18 protein-coding genes and 1 pseudogene are annotated in these 18620 nt (G+C 37.6%); 16 read left to right on the top strand and 3 right to left on the bottom strand.

Features of this window, described 5'->3' with window-relative positions; genetic code table 11:
• Window positions 1–202: 202 nt before the first annotated feature.
• The 5 genes from NYE65_RS25450 to NYE65_RS25430 all read left to right on the top strand — a co-directional run bounded on the left by NYE65_RS25450 (window position 203) and on the right by NYE65_RS25430 (window position 5112).
• Window positions 203–535, top strand: a complete 333-nt coding sequence (locus NYE65_RS25450; RefSeq protein ID WP_340862027.1) for a hypothetical protein — start codon at window positions 203–205, stop codon at window positions 533–535.
• Window positions 532–1770 carry a glycosyltransferase gene (locus NYE65_RS25445; protein ID WP_340862026.1) on the top strand — a complete coding sequence of 413 codons (1239 nt, stop codon included), beginning with the start codon at window positions 532–534 and terminating at the stop codon, window positions 1768–1770. The genes NYE65_RS25450 and NYE65_RS25445 overlap by 4 nt, the downstream gene beginning before the upstream one ends.
• Window positions 1771–1883: 113 nt before the next feature.
• Entirely contained in the window at window positions 1884–2102 is a 219-nt protein-coding gene (locus NYE65_RS25440) for a hypothetical protein (protein ID WP_340862025.1), read from the top strand.
• Window positions 2054–3784: a phospho-sugar mutase gene (locus NYE65_RS25435; RefSeq protein ID WP_340862024.1), complete on the top strand. Its 1731-nt coding sequence runs from the start codon at window positions 2054–2056 to the stop codon at window positions 3782–3784. Before NYE65_RS25440 ends, NYE65_RS25435 begins: the two co-directional genes overlap by 49 nt.
• Window positions 3785–4725: 941 nt before the next feature.
• Window positions 4726–5112: a DUF192 domain-containing protein gene (locus tag NYE65_RS25430; protein ID WP_057277585.1), complete on the top strand. Its 387-nt coding sequence runs from the start codon at window positions 4726–4728 to the stop codon at window positions 5110–5112.
• A gap of 634 nt (window positions 5113–5746) precedes the next feature.
• On the opposite strand, the pseudogene NYE65_RS25425 reads toward NYE65_RS25430, so the two are convergent.
• Together NYE65_RS25425 and NYE65_RS25420 are read right to left on the bottom strand one after the other, a co-directional pair.
• Window positions 5747–6016: pseudogene (locus NYE65_RS25425) on the bottom strand (DUF418 domain-containing protein); the annotation flags it as partial.
• Window positions 6017–6085: 69 nt separating this feature from the next.
• Window positions 6086–7276 carry an MFS transporter gene (locus tag NYE65_RS25420; RefSeq protein WP_340862023.1) on the bottom strand — a complete coding sequence of 397 codons (1191 nt, stop codon included), beginning with the start codon at window positions 7274–7276 and terminating at the stop codon, window positions 6086–6088.
• A gap of 298 nt (window positions 7277–7574) precedes the next feature.
• Between NYE65_RS25420 and NYE65_RS25415 the strand changes: the two genes are divergently transcribed.
• From NYE65_RS25415 to speD, 10 genes are all read left to right on the top strand, one after another.
• A complete protein-coding gene (locus tag NYE65_RS25415; RefSeq protein WP_034306869.1) occupies window positions 7575–7790 on the top strand; it encodes a hypothetical protein in 216 nt (71 codons plus the stop codon).
• Window positions 7791–8217: 427 nt separating this feature from the next.
• Entirely contained in the window at window positions 8218–8616 is a 399-nt protein-coding gene (locus tag NYE65_RS25410) for a hypothetical protein (protein ID WP_328178059.1), read from the top strand.
• A gap of 70 nt (window positions 8617–8686) precedes the next feature.
• Window positions 8687–9148, top strand: coding sequence for a flavodoxin (locus NYE65_RS25405; RefSeq protein WP_340862022.1), 462 nt, complete (start codon window positions 8687–8689; stop codon window positions 9146–9148).
• A gap of 34 nt (window positions 9149–9182) precedes the next feature.
• Window positions 9183–9956 (top strand): hypothetical protein, encoded by a 774-nt coding sequence (locus NYE65_RS25400; RefSeq protein WP_328178057.1) that lies wholly within the window; start codon window positions 9183–9185, stop codon window positions 9954–9956.
• 556 nt (window positions 9957–10512) lie between these two features.
• Window positions 10513–11688: an acyl-CoA dehydrogenase family protein gene (locus NYE65_RS25395; protein ID WP_340862020.1), complete on the top strand. Its 1176-nt coding sequence runs from the start codon at window positions 10513–10515 to the stop codon at window positions 11686–11688.
• A gap of 208 nt (window positions 11689–11896) precedes the next feature.
• Window positions 11897–13051, top strand: a complete 1155-nt coding sequence (locus tag NYE65_RS25390; protein ID WP_340862019.1) for a betaine/proline/choline family ABC transporter ATP-binding protein — start codon at window positions 11897–11899, stop codon at window positions 13049–13051.
• 12 nt (window positions 13052–13063) lie between these two features.
• On the top strand, window positions 13064–13717 hold the full coding sequence (locus NYE65_RS25385) for an ABC transporter permease (protein WP_063576176.1): 654 nt from the start codon (window positions 13064–13066) through the stop codon (window positions 13715–13717).
• 11 nt (window positions 13718–13728) lie between these two features.
• Window positions 13729–14646, top strand: a complete 918-nt coding sequence (locus NYE65_RS25380) for an osmoprotectant ABC transporter substrate-binding protein (protein ID WP_057277589.1) — start codon at window positions 13729–13731, stop codon at window positions 14644–14646.
• A gap of 17 nt (window positions 14647–14663) precedes the next feature.
• Window positions 14664–15326: an ABC transporter permease gene (locus tag NYE65_RS25375; RefSeq protein WP_340862018.1), complete on the top strand. Its 663-nt coding sequence runs from the start codon at window positions 14664–14666 to the stop codon at window positions 15324–15326.
• Window positions 15327–15488: 162 nt separating this feature from the next.
• On the top strand, window positions 15489–16325 hold the full coding sequence (gene speD, locus NYE65_RS25370) for an adenosylmethionine decarboxylase (protein ID WP_328178052.1): 837 nt from the start codon (window positions 15489–15491) through the stop codon (window positions 16323–16325).
• A 23-nt stretch (window positions 16326–16348) separates the two neighbouring features.
• Here speD and NYE65_RS25365 read toward each other — a convergent pair whose 3' ends face one another.
• A complete protein-coding gene (locus tag NYE65_RS25365; RefSeq protein ID WP_445670462.1) occupies window positions 16349–17374 on the bottom strand; it encodes a YeiH family protein in 1026 nt (341 codons plus the stop codon).
• A 134-nt stretch (window positions 17375–17508) separates the two neighbouring features.
• Between NYE65_RS25365 and NYE65_RS25360 the strand changes: the two genes are divergently transcribed.
• Window positions 17509–18402: a selenium metabolism-associated LysR family transcriptional regulator gene (locus tag NYE65_RS25360; protein ID WP_239861315.1), complete on the top strand. Its 894-nt coding sequence runs from the start codon at window positions 17509–17511 to the stop codon at window positions 18400–18402.
• Window positions 18403–18620 lie beyond the last annotated feature (218 nt).

Genomic DNA, 18620 nt, shown 5'->3' with positions numbered 1-18620 from the left:
CCTTGAGGAAATATTACTAGTCATGGGTGTATGTGAAAAATAGGTGTTGTCAAACTTCAATGTGCATATTAGGCAGCACTGATCAATAAATTTAAAGTTTAATATGTAAAAACCCAAAACCAAAGAATGGGTATATGGACGAATAATGCAAGTGAAAAAGATAAATTAAAAATTTTGTAAGTTATTAAAAGGAGAAAGTAATTTGAATCCTGAAAATATGAAAACTCCATTGGAAGTTCTTAATGAGTATAATTTGTCAGATTTTCTCATGACATCCATTAAACGAAATTCTACAAAAAAGCCTCTATTCAAATTAAATCCTCTGTTTGAAAACTACTTTAAAATTTGTTCTGAAGACCTGCCATATAAAGACATTTATAAAGCCGATTCTATGTTCCCTCAAGAATTTCACAAACAAGTGAAACAAATTGCAGAACATGGAAAATTAAAAGAATCAGGCAAATTTCATGAACTTTTAGTTTTAGCAGAACGCGAAAAGAGAAAATTTCTTATTAAAGGGACTGAGGTGGAATGAAAACCATTGCTTATTTTGTAAGTGAAAACATTAAAACACACCAACGTTTTATATATAATCAAATCGTAAAAATAACTAACTATCGCACAATCGTAATCGGCCCATTCGACAATACCGACCGTACAGAATTCCCCTTTGAAAACTACTATAATATAAACAAAATTAAAGATCTAAAAAAGTTCTTTGAAAAACAAGATATCATAGCCATTCATGCTCATCACGGATCACATGGACAAGAGATTTTGCCATTATGTGAAAAATATAATATTCCTTTGATTGTTAGCATTAGAGGACGAGATGGTTCGGACAGACCGGAAATTTTCAAAAAAAATGCTAAGCGATATTCAGCTTTAAATAAACATGGTACACACTATTACCCTGTATGCCAATATCTTGCAGAAGGATTAAGAAGGTTAGGAATTCCGGCTAATAATATGCATGTATTATATGGTGGTATCGAATTAGATCTTTTCCCCTATGCTAACCGCACTCTTCCTACAGTAGGCGAAATAAGAGTTCTATCGGTAGGTAGACTTGTAGACAAAAAAGGATTTGTAACTCTTATAAAAGCATTTAAACACATTTATTCACAATATCCAAATGCTAGACTGCATATTATTGGAGCAGGTGAAGATGAGAAACGAATTAAATCCACCATTGCAGAATATAACCTTAAGGATGTTGTGATTCTTAGAGGAGCTATGGATTCAAAACAGGTTTCGGACGAATTGAAAAAAGCCCATATCTTCTGTCTAGCAAGTCAGACAGCTAATAATGGTGATATCGAAGGTATTCCTAATGCCTTAAAAGAAGCAATGGCTAGCGGTTTACCTGTCGTTTCCACTCGACACGCAGGAATCCCTGAATTAATTGAACATCAGAGAACAGGATACCTAGCGCCAGAAAAAAATGATATGGAGTTAGCGAAAGGCATACAATTCTTTATAGAAAATCCAGATGTTTGGACCGAATATACGGAAAGAGCACGGAAAGTCATTGAAGAAAAATTTGATGTCAATAAACAAATTATTGAGCAACAAAGACTATATTCTCTTGTAAATACAGTGAAAACAGAAAATGCAATGGAAAATAAAACGTATACGGAAACGGAAAAGAAAACCAAAGCGGAAACGGAAAAGAATACGAATACGGAAACAGAAAAGAAAAAGAAAAAGGAAATGAAAAAGAAATCGAAAACAAAAACGAAAACGGAAAAGAGTAAAAAGAAAAAATAAATCAGGTTAGGAAACAGCAGTGCGTGAAGGAAAAGAAGAATAAATGACACTCTTCCAAAGTATTGGTAGGTAAAATGATTAGAGTGTAACCAACAACTTTGGAGGTAGCGCATTTGGCGATGCTACCACGTCCGTTACGGGATGAAGGAAGAGAAAAGGGAGCTAATGCTCTAGGAACGATGGTTAGACTTCATATTCAATTGATCGCTTGCAATATATACTACGATCAAAAAGAAATGCCAAACAAAGCAAAAACATACAGGCAGGAAGGAGCTGTATTTTCATGGACTGGAAGTCTTTATATACTATTTGGACTAGTTATCCCAATTTAAATAATGAAATGCGTTTAATGCTTGAAGAAATGAAGGATGATGAAATATCACTTGAAGACGCCTTTTATAAAAATTTGGAATTCGGAACAGGTGGTATGAGAGGGGAAATGGGTCCAGGTACGAATAGGATGAACATTTATACTGTGCGTAAAGCGACTTTAGGACTTGCTGAATATATTCAATCGTTTGGGAATGAGGCAAAATCCAGAGGAGTCGTAATTGCTTACGATTCAAGACATAAATCTCCCGAATTTGCATTGGAAGCAGCCAAGACTTTGGCCACAAAGGGAATTAAAGCTTATGTATTTGATGAATTACGCCCTACCCCACAGCTCTCTTTTTCTGTACGTAAGTTGAGTGCATTTGCAGGGATCGTCATTACAGCAAGTCATAATCCGCCTGAATATAATGGATATAAAGTGTATGGTCCAGATGGGGCACAACTACTTCCTGAGGCGGCGGATCAAGTCATTAATTACGTGAAAGCGATTGAAAGTGAGCTTTCCATTGTAGTGGAGGAAGAAGAAGCCCTAAAGGACAGAGGGCTCATTCAAATCATTGGCGAGGAGCTGGATACTGCTTATAACGAGCATTTGCTCACTATTCCGGAAGATTCAAAGTTAGTAGATGAAATCGATGTAAAGCTCGTGTTTACACCGCTTCATGGTACAGCCAATAAATCAGTAAAACGTGCTTTGCATGATCTAGGATATCGAAATGTCCATATTGTTAAGGAACAGGAATTGCCTGATGCTCATTTTCCTACTGTTAAAGTGCCTAATCCAGAGGAACATGATGCTTTTGAATTGGCCATTGCGCTGGGGAACCGTGTTAATGCTGATTTATTGATTGCCACCGATCCGGATGCGGATAGGCTTGGAATTAGCGTGAAGAACAATGCTGGAAATTATGTCGTATTAACAGGCAACCAAACTGGCGCTCTCTTTTTGGATTATTTAATTTCACAAAAACAAAAGAAAGGGACCCTTCCTCAAAATGGAGTTGTATTAAAGACCATCGTGACTTCAGAAATAGGACGGGCGATTTCTGAGCAAAATGGTTTAAAAACTGTAGATGTTTTAACTGGATTTAAATACATTACAGAAAAAATCAATGAATACCAGACAAGTGGAGAACATTCTTTCCTGTTTGGCTATGAAGAAAGCTATGGATATTTGATCAAAGATTTTGCTCGTGATAAGGATGCCATACAGGCTACTATTCTGGCAGCGGAAGTATGTGCCTATTACAAAAAGCAAGGTAAAACGATGTACGAAGGTTTACTGGATGTATACGATAAATATGGATACTATATGGAAGATTTACGGTCGTTGACTTTAAAAGGAATTGAAGGTACGAAGCAAATTCAAGCGATTCTCAATGAATTCCGGAGTAATCCACCAAATCAAATCTCTGGTCATCAAGTCGTGATTCAAGAGGATTATCTCAGCAGTAAAAAATACATGTATGGGACAAATAGGGAAGAGGACATCAAACTCCCAAAGTCGAACGTATTAAAATACTTTCTTGAAGATGGGACATGGGTATGTTTACGCCCTTCCGGAACAGAACCTAAAATAAAATTTTATTTCGGTGTTCAAGGAAGCTCGATGAAGGAAGCTCAGGGAAAATTATCGGCCGTTACGACAGACTTTATGAAAAGTATCAATAAAATGCTTTAAAGAAGTACCCTCATTCAGAGGATTTTCATAAAAAACTAGAGTCAGCATTCAAGAAATGCTGACCTTTTTTTGTCCATTAATGGATAGCATCCATCCTTTCGGTATCATAAAAACCCTTCTTAAAAATCAAGAATTCCGACGGGGCGAATTAAGTTTTTGTGGCTGAATAGGGTTTATCCAAACATGTTCAGGGGATCGGGGGCTTATGCGGATATGTATGACCATTAGACACTAACTGAAATATTGAGCATATAATATACTATTCCAATCCACCAAATCCCCCTATGATAGTAGCCTTGCTGATACCGTATGACGTTACGTAGTACAGTTGTACAGGCCCTAGGATGGGTCTTATGAAAGGTGCTAAATAGGGAGGGTTTTTTTAGGATCCTCATCGGCACCCATTTTGAGGCCATAAAGTCTTAAAAAGTAAGACAAGTACATTGAAAATCATACATAATCGTACATTCAAACAAAAAACTGCCTATATTAACTATGGCATAGTAATGTTATAAAGATATCTTTATATAGCCTGGAACCCGATCTGGTTCCCTACGGTGTCTCCATCACTTTCCGGTGGACTTGGCGAAATCATAAAGGAACTGGAGTAACCGTCACTCAGTCCTTCGAGTTGCTATACGGACAGCAGGTTTTGATATTTATTACTGAACATAAGAAGCAGGGAAAACAACTAAAAGTCGTGATTATATACAGTTGCTGTGAAACAGAGTATTAATTTTAAAAGCCTTGGAATAAAGTAATAGAAGTCATATGGAGCCTGCTTATTTTTTTTTTTCCTATATTCGCTTCATGATCAACTTTCTTCCCTTTTATTCTTTAGAAGCAGGGAAAGAAAGTTGCTGTCTTTTTAAAAGAAGTTCATGAGATTGACATTTTCTTTTTTTTGAAATAAGGTCTATTCCCTGCGAAGGTGAGTGAACATGAAAAATAGAATTAAAACAAAAGTGATAAAAATAATCAGTGGAAACAAGGTAACTGGATTAACTGTTCAAGTTGCAGATACTCAAAGAAAAAGAGAAAAGGGCTTGATGTTTGTCGGAAAATTACCCGAAAATGAGGGGATGTTATTTGTGTTTTCAGAAGAAATATATGGTGGATTTTGGATGAAAAATACATTTATCCCTTTATCCATCGCTTTTCTTGATTCATATGGGGAAATTCTAAAAATACTTGATATGGAACCATGTATAGAGGATTATTGCCCTACCTATGATCCAGGAATTTTTTATTATTATGCAATTGAAGTGAATCTTGGATGGTTTGAAAAGAATCAAATCAAAGAAGGGGACTATGTAAAGTTTAATTGATTCCTATCCCCACCTCTAGTTCTTGGAGGTGAATTTTTAAAAATGGGTATTTATATTGATTATGCTAGGAAGATTGTGAAGAGTTTTACTTAAACGAACATGGTGTTTTCTCTTCATTACCGAGAGCTCAGCAGCTCCTTTTCTTATGCAACTAGAGAGGCAGGTTTCTTGAAGAGTCAACTTATATTTAACTTTTCTCCGTTCCTAACAAAGGCTACCCCCAGTGGATTTAAATTATGCCAAGCCAATTCCTCAGTTATGAATTCAAAAGAAGTTTGACAGCATGATTAATTAATTTTAAGTAATGGAGAAATTTCACCCAAAGATCTATTATGTATAAAACAAATCTTCTATCTGATGAACTACAATTTTAATATTTCACTATAAAGAAGTAGATGAATTCAAAAAAGCCTTCTTAAAAAAAGAAACCGAACTCAAATGACCGGTTTTCTTTTTGATTATGGCTCTTTTTTGGAGCGGAAGTGCGAGGCTCCAGCGGGACAGGTGAGACCCCACAGGCGTTTACGCCGAGGAGGCTCACCGCCCGCCCCGCGGAAAGCGAGCATCTGGAGGGGAAATCAATCACAACTCACTACCCGGTAAATAGCAACAAAGTATGTGAAAAAAGCCTTGATTATTGATGTTTATATGCAAATCGCCTTAATAAAATTTCCAATGGACCATTCAGATTTTGTTCCAATAAAGTCGCCAAAATGACAGAAAGGGACCAAATTCCTACTGCAATCATAGCCGCTATACCGTTACTCACACGACCTCGTAAATCAAGTGCAACTGGTGATAGAAATAGCACGAGCATTGCCTCATTCCAAACATAGAAAGTTAATGAACGTTTCCCTAAAGCCATTAAAGAATGGCTAATGTACCCAGGATTTTTTAACCTTGCCCTTCATTCCATGGGGAGCCATGCAGCAAGAAAGCACCTATCCTTGGCGTTTGTAGATCCTTTAACATCTTATGCTGCCTGCTTTTGTTTCTGGTCTAAGCGATGACTCAGGAAAGTTAAAAGACTTGCCAAGATAGCAATCAGCCCGCCTACCCATGTGACACTCATCAAATTTCCCTGATCGTAAACAATTCCGCCTAATGCGGAACCAAAGGCGATACCAACATTGCTTGCCACAGGCATCAGTGAAGCAGCCAATCCTGTAGCTTTAGGTTGATAAATACCTGCTAGGTCTATCAAATATAGCTGGGTAGATGTTGTTAAAAGGATGGCCATTAATGACATCAAGCTAATGTTAACCAAGCCAAAGATAAAATTATCTGTCGTCCAATATAAACTAATCAGGACAACTGCTTGCACGAGAAAAACAAACCGGAGGCGTCCGATGGCATTGTAGCTGGCAATTTTACCAGCAAGTATGTTGCTGAAAATGGAAATGAATCCGTAGCCAAACAAGATCCAACTGATTGAACCACTTGGTGCTTCCATTCCTTTCAGGATCGGAACAAGATACGTATAAACGGCATACGTCGCTCCAAATCCAAGTGATGGAATGAAAAAAGCCATTAAGATTCGCGGGTGTGTCAACAAAGAAAATTGATCACGCATTGAACTGCGGAATGGACTGTGCATAGTAGGCAAAATGAAGAAAGATGCCAAAAATGCAATAGCTCCGAGTAAAGTCGTTAACAGGAAGGTTGCATTCCAGTCGTACCTTTCAGCGATGACAGTTCCAATTGGTACTCCGATCACGTTTGCAAGTGTAAAACCACCGAAAACGAATGAAATAGCAAGTCCACGTTTTGCGATTGGCATGTTTTCACTGGCAACGATCATGGCAAGAGAAATTAAAACTCCTGTTACAATCGCAGTCATCATCCGAAGTGCAAGGAGCATGACGTAGGTCGTCGAAATCACGCACAAAGCATTCAGAATGATGAACAAACCTATCAAAAACAACATCCATTTCCGTTTTGGAAAATGGCTGGTTGCCGACATCACGAGCGGTGTGGCAATGGCAAACGTAATGGCAAACGCAGAAACGAGTGTGCCTGCTTTTGCATTTGTAATATGGAGACTCGAGGAAATATCGGTTAAGATCCCGACGATAACAAATTCGCTTGTCCCGAGAACAAATGTTAATAAAGTAAGTGTTAAGATGAGCAGCCAATGCCGCTTGGTTAATTCTGTGGTGTGCATAAATACCTCTTTCCTTGATGAATGTAAAGTTGTCACAGGGTGGAAAAACAATCTAACTATCATACCATAAAACATTTTTATGAGGAAAACTCTTGCATAGTTACCATAGATTATTTCCTGCTAAAAAAGCTTGTACCTGAATCATTCACTCATTTTACCGTAGCCTGTTATGATATTAAAACAAAAAAAGAATTCGAAACGGATTAATAAGGAAAAGCATAAGGGTAACAAGATAATAAAAATGTAATACTCTATATTAGGGAGAAGACATAAATCAAACAAGAAGGATGTGATCCTGATGGTTGATGAAATAAAACGGGAACAATGGAAAAAGAAAGTTATCGAAAATCTGAAGAGGGAAGCTGTCAAAAATATCATAGCAATAACGGGAGACCTAGCAAGATTAGATGCTAAAGTCAATAATACTTACACTGTATACATCAAGGATGGAAGGATGATAAAGAAGCAAACAAATGGGAAGTGTGTTGTCATTAATGGGAAAATACAAGGATAAAAAGTAGTGTAGGAACAAAGAATGCACTTTTTAGAATGCGAAGGAATATAGCGGCAGGACAGCTTCCTGCTTTTAAACCGGGTAAGGGATAAGGACGATAAAATAGTTGTATAGCGTAAAAAAATACTCTGGGATGAGTTATTCTCCAGAGTATTTTTTTGTACTTGGCAGAAGCGTTAGTTAGGCATCTATTTTTCCGAGGCAACAAAACAAAAATATGAAAACTTAGTTAAAACAGATTGACAATGATAATCATTATCATATAAAATACTAATTGAAAATGATTATCAATTTCGATTAAGTCTCTGCATGTTTATAAAATGAATTTCGAATAGGCGGTACCTCTGTCAAAAACGAACAGAATGACCAAGTGCCAAGGGTGAAGAAGTATTCAAAAAAACTGAATGTGAGTGAAGGAGGAGCACCTATGGATAAAAATTTTATAATTTTAGAACTATTTCAGCATGAAGTAAGCTGCTGCTGCCCGGGTCAAAGGCACCAACATATAATTGGGTTTCTTCAAGGAGATGTTTGGACAATTACAAATGAACGGAAGTACATTGATTGCCTAGGATGGCATTCCTTAATAGTTGTCAACAACGAGTTTCAGTTTTTTATGCACGTGGAAGATATCGAGGAACTGTATTCCAAGGGCAGCATTTGCTCCATTTTGGATTTGAACCTTAAAATTAACCATTTGAGTTTTAAAGTAAACGAAGCACTCGATGCACATGATAGGGAGTCATTTCTTTCATTTTCCGATGAACTGAGCAACGTACAAAAAATTAAGAATAAAATGAACTCTGGTGATGTACATGCTTTTTAAGAAAACAAATTTCATGTACATATAACATAAAAACAATAAATCGTTCGAGATGTTGGAAGGGGAACTTATCATGTCTAAAATCATTATAATTTTTGCCAGTATGAGTGGAAATACAGAAGAAATGGCGAATACCATTGCAGAAGGAATCACAGAAATCAGTGATGTGAGTATCGAAAAGATGGATATTATGGATGGTCCTGAAGCTTCCATGCTTGAAGATTACGATGGGATCATATTAGGAGCATATACGTGGGGAGACGGGGAGTTACCCGATGATTTTTTAGACTTTTATGAGGATATGAATCATATTGATCTAACTGGAAAGAAGACTGCGGCGTTTGGTTCCTGCGATTCAGCTTACCCACAATATGGTGCAGCCGTAGATATTTTGACAGAAAAATTAAGGGAACAAGGTGCTGTTATCGTCCTGGAAGGTTTAAAAGTAGAATTAACCCCAGATGATGAGGATATTAAGAACTGCCAAAATTTCGGGAGGGAATTTATTAAGAATAGTTTTGTCACTTCAATATAGAATTTGAAATTTTATGAGAAGAGAGGAGAAGGGAATGATCGGTAGGGAACATCGGATTTCCATTGCTACTTTAACTGATTATCATTTACAGGATTTTATAAGATGTCCTTATCAATTTTACTATTTACATATAGAAGGAAAAATCACCACTCAATCGGATTGGAGGAAGATGGTTCAAGTTGTGGTTAATCAAGTTGTAAGTCGATATTATAAACTTCCTCCAAAAAGTCAGACGACTAAGAAGGTTTTGGAGTTCATAGATGATCATTGGAGTGCCATTGAAGTACGTCAGTTCGAGTCGAAGATTCATTATTATAAGACTCTCGCTAATATTACAGCTCATTTACTCCAATGTTTAACTACTGAAAGAATTGAAAATCCACCTTTGTTTTTATATGAAAAATTTAACATGAATATGGATGAGTTGGGTACCGAACTTTCCTTAACTTTTGAAGTGGCAGAATGGTCAGGCAACTCATTCATCATAAAGAAGTATTTAGTTGATACAGATGAAGAAATGAATCTTTTATTTAATAATATGATTTCGGTATTTTGTGAAAAGGCATTTGGTCAATTACCGGAAAGAATAGAGATATACTCGCTTATGGAAGGTAAAAAAGAAACATTTATACCGACCAAGAAAGATGTTTCTGGTGGATTGGAATACCTCAACATGATCAAGAATCTTTTACAAGAACCTAAAAAGTATTTGAAGACGGATTCCTTAGCAGTTTGCAAAAGCTGTTCTTACCAAAAAAGATGTTATGAAGGAATTAATATAAACCAAGAAAGATATAGTAGTCAATAATCGTGTTTGAAAAACCTGGAATTATTGTCTATATTATTAGGAATTACAGTATATTAAAGAGAAAAGAAACGTTCCTGGATGTTGCCTAATTAACTGAATCAGAAAAATATCCTTCCAAAAAGGTTTTGGAGGGTTATTGGGCATGGCCCAAAATAGTAGATCTAAGGGAATTGAATCTTTAGAGAAGGATATTGACATGCTATTAGCGGTATATTTCAATAACGAAGGCTGTTAAATAACCATTGTATTAAGCAAAAAAAGAATGAGATTTGAGCGTAAAAAGTAGAATTGTCTATTTATTACATTTTGTATTCCAAGAATAACCTCGACAGAATATAAGTTAAAAAAAACCAAATTCAAAGCGGTTAAGTCATAATCATGTCATTAAAAATGAGGAAAAATAGATTTTCAAAAGGAAATTCCATACTTTTGTTGAACATGAATATTGAGGAACATTTTAATTGTTTGGAATTGTAATCGTTTACATCGAAGCGTTTAACATATTTTATTTGTTCATGGTAGTAATTATCAGTAATAAAAGAATGGAGGTTAGCCCATGGTTAGCACGATGGCAATCAATAAGGATGATTCCCGTTCTTTTCTAACGGAAGAACATCTATTATTTAAACAATCAATTCGTGAATTTCTCGCCAAGGAGGCTGTCCCCTTTTATGATCAATGGGAAAAAGAGGGGGAAATACCTTACTCATTTTGGGAAAAGGTAGGAGATAATGGATTTTTATGTCCATGGATTGAAGTGGAATTCGGTGGAATAGGAGCAAATTTTGGATATTCTGTTGTACTGGCAGAGGAATTGGAGAGGGTGGGTTCAGCCTTGGGGGGAATATCCATTCATTCTGATGTTGTAGCCCCTTATATTGCTTCATTCGGAACAATAGATCAAAAACAAAGATATTTACCAAAGTTCATTACAGGGGAAATGATTTCTGCCTTTGCATGGACAGAGCCGGAAATGGGATCGGAATTAGCTGATATTCAAACCACAGCCATCAAGAAAGATGGCTATTATCTTCTCAATGGAGCCAAAACGTACGTTACAAATGGCTTTAAAGCTGACTTCATGATAGTAGCATGCAAAACAGATCTAAATGCTGTTCCTCCCAAGGACGGAATCAGTCTACTGCTCATTGATAAAGATACACCTGGGCTATCACGGGGTATAAAGCTTAGTAAACCAGAACAGGGAAGCCTAGGTACAGCCGAACTATTTTTCGATGATGCTTCAGTTCCAGTTGGCAACCTCCTTGGGGAGGAAGGGAAGGGCCTTTCATATATCATGCAAAAAATGCAGCAGGAAAGACTAATCTGTGCGATTAGTTCTATAATGGCAGCAAAAGACATGCTTCACTTGACGATGAATTTTATAAAAAGTCAAAAAGCAATTGATAAGAAAAGAAGTGCATTTAAAAATGCACAGTTTACCATTGCTGAAGTAGCGGCAGATATTCATCTGGGAAGAACGTTTATTGATGGGTTGATCTGTAAACATATGACTGGGGAGAATATCATAACTGAAGTATCGATGGCTAAACAATGGATAACGGAGATGTCTAAGCGAATATCTGATAAGTGCATGCAGCTGCATGATCGTTACCGAAGTATGGGTGACGATAAAATTGCCCGGCGTCATCGGGACATTTCTTTGCCAACATTCTTTACAGGGACAGATGAAACTATAAAAACCCTGATTGCTAAAAATATAGGATTTTAATTCATTTTTAATACTATAAATCTATCAAACTGCCTCAGTTACAATGGGGTAGTTTTTTTTACCATTTTTTCAATATAAATACAATGAACTAGTTTTTTATAAAAAATGGTTTAAGCAGTTTACCTTATGGGTACAAGAGACTGTGCATATGAAAAATTAATATTTTTGTAAAATTTGTAATTGTATGCGAATGATGGAGGTGCTTTTTATGTTAAAAATCGAAAATGTATCGAAAATCTATAAGGGAGGAAAGAAAGCTGTAAAAAATATATCATTGGATATTAAAAAAGGGGAGTTCATTTGCTTCATTGGTCCGAGTGGATGTGGAAAGACAACGACAATGAAAATGATTAACCGTCTTATCGAACCATCTGAAGGCAAGATACTTATTAATGGTGAAAATATCATGGATAAAGACCCAGTCGAGCTTAGAAGACAGATCGGGTACGTTATCCAGCAAATCGGCCTTTTCCCTCACATGACCATTCTTGAAAATATCACCCTCGTTCCAAAACTTCTTAAATGGAATGAACAGAAGAAGAAGGAACGCGCACTGGAATTGCTTCAGCTTGTCGATATGGGACCCGAATACCTGGAAAGGTATCCCTACGAATTGAGCGGCGGACAGCAACAAAGGATAGGCGTTCTCAGAGCGCTTGCTTCCAATCCTCCACTCATTTTAATGGATGAACCTTTTGGCGCACTAGATCCAATCACCCGCGATGCCCTTCAGGAGGAGTTTAAAAATCTGCAGCGCACACTTGATAAAACAATCGTTTTTGTTACGCATGATATGGATGAAGCCATTAAGCTAGCCGACAGGATCGTCATCTTAAAGGCTGGTGAAATCGTCCAAGTGGGAACACCGGATGAAATCCTCAGAAACCCAGCCAATGAGTTCGTGGAAGAATTCATCGGCAAAGATCGTTTGCTTCAAACAAGACCTAATGTTGAGTTGGTCGAACAAATCATGAGTCGAAACCCAATTTCCATTACAGAGGAAAAATCCCTTACCGATGCTATTACGATAATGCGCGAGAAAAGGGTCGATTCTTTACTTGTGGTCGATGAGCAAAATGTTTTGAAAGGGTTCGTAGATGTTGAAACGATCAGTGAATATCGAAAAAAAGCTAAATTTATCAGCGAAGTCATCAATACTCAAGTCTATTCAGTGAAACAGGATACTTTAATCCGTGATTCCGTTCAAAAGATTTTAAAACGAGGTTTCAAATACGTGCCTGTAGTTGACCAAAATAAACATTTGGTCGGAATTGTCACTAGGGCTACATTGGTCGACATCGTATATGACAGCATTTGGGGAGAGGAAGAAAATCAAGTGGCAGAAGTAGTAGAAATGTTTTAGGAGGTGTAAGAGATGGAAACAATGCTCGATTTTTTACAAACGAACTGGCAAGAATTGATTTTTAAAGCATGGGAGCACTTATATATTTCCATGATCGCTGTTTTCCTTGGAATAATAGTCGCTGTACCACTAGGGATAATGTTGACACGAATGAAAAGGAGCGCATCGATTATAATCGGAATTGCGAATATTATGCAGACATTGCCAAGCTTAGCGGTTCTCGCCTTTTTCATTCCTTTCCTCGGCGTTGGGAAAACACCCGCAATCATTGCGTTATTTTTCTATTCCGTTTTACCCATACTCAGGAATACATACACAGGCATTAAAGGAGTAAATGAAAATCTGCTGGAATCCGGACGGGGCATCGGGATGTCAAGCTGGGAGAGGATTCGTCTGGTAGAATTCCCGCTTGCACTTTCCGTCATTATGGCTGGTATCCGTACGGCTTCCGTCTATTTAATTGGATGGGCAACCTTAGCTTCCTTTATTGGAGGCGGTGGCTTGGGAGATTACATTTTTATCGGTTTGAATTTATACCAAACAGAATATATCATCGCTGGTGCAGTTCCGGTAATCATCATGGCTATCCTGGTTGATTATGTATTCTCGATCATAGAGCGAAAAGTCGTACCAAAAGGCTTGAAAGGCATGAAGGAAGTTGCTTGAGGAGGATTACCATGAATAAAAAAATAAGAAATACAATTTTAATGGCTCTTATCGTTTGTGCATTAATGATCACCGGCTGTTCTTTGCCTGGTCTAGGGTCATCTTCTGAGACTACTGTAAAGATCGGTGCCCAAAGCATGACCGAATCTGAAATCCTGGCGAACATGATCGCTCAACTCCTTGAAAGGAATACGGAACTTGATACGAAAATCATCAAAAATCTAGGTTCGAATTTCGTTCAGCAAAAAGCGATGGAGACCGGTGATATAGATATAGCCGCAACTCGATATACAGGGACTGATTTAACGAGTGTCCTGGGACAGGAAATCGAAAAGGACCCAGTAAAGGCGATGGAAATTGTTCAAAGGGAATTCAAGGAACAATATGGGTTCAAATTTTTTGATTCTTATGGATTCGATAATACATATGCCTTTACGATTTCAAATGAATTGGCTGAGGAAAAAGGGTATCAGAGTATATCGGATCTGGAAAAGGATGCAGATAATTTAAGGTTAGGTGTGGATAGTGCTTGGCTGAAAAGAAAGGGGGATGGTTATAAAGGATTCGTCGATACATATGGATTGGAGTTTGGCGAAACTTATCCGATGCAGATTGGCTTGGTTTACGATGCAGTCAAAAATGGTCAGATGGATATTGTCCTTGCATATTCATCAGATGGACGGATTAAGGTTAATGATTTGAAGCTCTTAGAAGATGATAAACAATATTTCCCTCCATATGACTGTTCACCGGTCGTTACTGAAGAATTATTGGAAAGGTATCCTGAAATTGAAGAGGAACTTAACAAGTTAATTGGCGAGATCACTACTGAAACCATGCAGGAACTGAATTATGAAGTGGATGGGAACTTGAAGGAGCCATCGGTCGTAGCATCGGAATTCCTTAAAGCACATAAATATTTTGAATAATTGGGAGGTGCAAACTAATGGAAACCTTGCAACAGTTGGGAACTTATTATTCCCAAAATTGGATGTATGTTCTTGCTGAATTTTATCGCCATTTTTTAATGTCTGCTTATGGAGTGTTATTTGCAGCAATTGTAGCCATCCCGATAGGCATTTTCATCGCAAAACATAAGAAATTGAGTAATTGGGTATTTTCGATAACGAATGTCATACAAACCATACCAGCATTGGCTATGCTTGCACTCCTGATGCTAGTGATGGGACTGGGGACAAATACGGTAATCTTATCGTTGTTTTTGTATTCATTGCTGCCAATCCTGAGAAACACGTATGTCGGGATTACAAGCATAGATCATGCTTATTTAGAATCTGGCAAGGCAATGGGAATGACAAAGCTCCAGTTACTAAGAATGGTCGAACTGCCATTATCTCTATCTGTCATCATGGCTGGCTTACGTACAGCTCTTGTAGTTGCAATTGGGGTAACTGCTGTCGGTACATTCGTAGGGGCAGGCGGACTGGGAGATATCATTGTCAGGGGAACGAATGCGTCAAATGGAACGGCAATCATACTTGCAGGAGCAATTCCGACGGCATTGATGGCCATTCTTTCGGATCTTTTACTCGGATGGCTGGAACGGATTCTTTCACCGATAAAGAAGAAAAAAGTTCATACTGCCTAGAACAAATCAGGAAAATAAAAAAGCCGTTGCATGTTAATGCAATGGCTTTTTCTTAGCTTACCGATTAGAAGTCAGAAGCTTAGACTGGCAGATTTAGTTTTTTATTTCACGAAAAGGGTAACTATAAGGGTAGTCCTAAAAAAAATATAAGGGGAATCATTCATGAAACTTACACCTGAGCAGCGTATTGAACTTCATGGCTTTAATAATCTTACGAAATCTTTAAGCTTTAATATGTATGATATTTGTTACACAAAAACCAGGGAAGAGAGGGAGTCCTACCTGGATTATATCGATGAACAATATAATGCAGAACGGCTTTCGAAGATCCTGCACAATGTTGCAGATTTAATAGGGGCGCATGTTTTAAATACGGCCAAACAGGATTATGTCCCTCAAGGCGCCAGTGTAACCATTCTTGTTTCAGAAGGACCTGTCGTCGAAGTGCCTATGGGGACTTATGAGGAATCACCAGGGCCTTTACCTGATAATGTGGTCATGCAACTGGATAAAAGCCATATTACCGTACATACATACCCTGAATACCATCCAAATGAAGGCATTAGCACATTCAGGGCCGATATCGATGTCTCTACGTGTGGAGAAATATCACCACTTAAAGCGCTTAATTATCTCATTCATTCGTTTGATACCGACATTATCACGATCGATTATCGAGTAAGAGGATTTACGAGAGATAAAGATGGGCGGAAATTGTTCATTGACCATGATATTAATTCCATTCAAAACTATATTCCTGATGAAGTAAAAGGCTTATATGACATGATCGATGTAAATGTATACCAGGAAAATATATTCCATACGAAATGTAAGCTGAAAAGGTTCGATATTAATAATTATTTATTCGGTTATACAGAGGAAAAGCTGAATAAAGAGGAAAGGCGGGAAATTATAGAAAGACTTCAAACGGAAATGGATGAAATTTTTTATGGTGCCAATGTTCCGCATCCAATAGAAAAAAACAAGCATGCCGATTAAGGGATGCTTGTTTAAATTAAAAATTAATTTAAATGGAAAGCCTGAACCAATACATAGCCGAGGCAACTCAATAATATAGAGCCAACTAGTCCAGCAATAAAAGGTTTACCGCCATATTTCCTAAAAGTTACAAGGTCAATATTCAATCCTAGTCCCGCCATCGCCATTGCCATGAGGATATAGGAAAGCATAACAAGCTTTTCGGCCAAAGGTTCAGGAACTGCACCTGATGAATAAATGGCACTCATCAATAAAAATCCAAAAATGAACCACGGTATCTGAATGGATTTCCAGGAAAATTCCTTTTCGGTAACCGTTGACCGTTCTTTCCAATTCATGATGAATCCAATTAAAATGGCAACGGGAATGAGCAGGGCCACCCTAGTCAATTTGACCACCACTGCCAAGTCGACAGCCTCATTCCCCCCCGGTGCCGCAGCAGCGATGACGTGAGCAATTTCATGGAGTGTTGCACCCGAAAAAACACCATATCCTTGATCGGATAACTCCAATAATGGATATAGGATCGTATATCCGAAAGTGAAGGTTGTACCTAATACAGCAACCGTCGCTACAGCTATTGCTGTATCTTTTTCTTTTGCTTTTATTTGGGAGGAAATTGCCAGTATGGCAGCAGCTCCGCAAATTCCCGTTCCGCAAGCTGTCAATATCCCAAGCTTTTTCTCAACTTTAAATAGGCGGGTCAATCCATAAACTACTAATATTCCAAATGCAAGACTAATGGCACCAACTGCAAATGTTTTCGGACCAGCATTAATAATATCCTTTAGGTTCAAACGCATACCCAATAAGATAATGCCCACTCTCAAAAGGACTTTACTTGAATAATTTGTCCCTGCAACGGCGTAAGCCGGGACGCCGATTAGCGATTTCCAAACAACACCAATCAGAATTGCAATGACTAACTGTCCCATTATATGAAGGAATGGAAGCTCTGCTAAGTATTTTGCTGCAATGGCAATTAGCAAAGTCAATGCCATTCCTTTTGTAAATCCGAGTTTTTTAGTTTCAACTTTTATTTGTTCCAGTGTGATCACTCCATCTATGTTGATGCTTTTAACTTTAAAACTAAATTAAAAATAAGTGAAATATATTTTTGCTATTTCAATGATTACTTCTACTTATGATAAAATTAAACGCATAGGAAAATAGGGAGGTAACAATGGATCCGTTAAAAGTATTCGTAACTGTAATCGAACAGAAAAACTTTTCAAGAGCAGGGGATATCCTGAACCTGTCGCAGCCCGGAGTCAGTCTTCACATAAGGAATCTGGAAAATGAGTTAGGAACGAAATTAATTTATCGTTCCCCCAAACAAGTTCAAATAACAGAGCCGGGAAAAATTTTGTATAGACATGCAAAGCAAATGCTTAATCATTATGAGACCGCAAAAAGAGAAATAAATGAATTTAATAACGTGGTTAGCGGAACGATGAAAATAGGTGCAAGCTTCACGATAGGGGAATATTACCTTCCGAAAGTATTGGCAGAATTTGCTACTCAATATCCGATGGTGGATATACAAATCATCATCTCTAATTCAAATGATGTCATTCAAGGAATCCGTTCGAATAAGCTTGATATAGGCTTGATAGAAGGGGAAACGGATTATAAAGATATAGATGTCATGCCCTTCATGAATGACGAGATGATTGTGGTCGTTCCCCAGGATCATCCACTTTCACAGATGGATCTCATCGAGGGCAATATGCTCCAAAACCAAACATGGGTACTTAGAGAGCAAGGATCGGGGACCCGTACATATTCCGATAAACTTCTGAGCAGTCTGGAGTTAAACATAAAGAAAACCTTTATTTTCACCAGTATCCAAGGAGTGAAAGAAGCGGTGATGGCTGGACTCGGCATTGCCTTATTATCCCGATTGACAGTACAAAAAGAATTGAAGTCCAATGAATTGAAAACTTTCCATTTGAAAAATGAGCCCCTAATAAGACCTTTTTCGATCGTGAAAAAGTTGGACTTCGAAGCATCAAAAGCCATGGAGCTATTTCTAAGGAAGGTCGAAGAATTTGCGATAAAGGGCCGTCCTAAATAAAACTCTGAACATTTGCTCATCCTTTCATTTTCAATGAAGAGGTTGGGCATTTTTAACGACGAATTATTATTAATTTTAATGAAAACGTCGAAAGTAATTTGGAATATGTCAATGTTTAAACGAATTTTACGTATTTTAACATAATTGCAAACATATAAATTAAATAGGTAGTCTCCAGGAAATTCTAAGTCCCTGTAGACTTTTCCTGATATTAATAA

Source organism: Peribacillus sp. FSL R5-0717, from assembly GCF_038002945.1.
Classification (GTDB): domain Bacteria; phylum Bacillota; class Bacilli; order Bacillales; family DSM-1321; genus Peribacillus; species Peribacillus frigoritolerans.
Note: the sequence above shows the minus strand (reverse complement) of the source record. Positions and strands in the feature narration are given on the sequence as shown.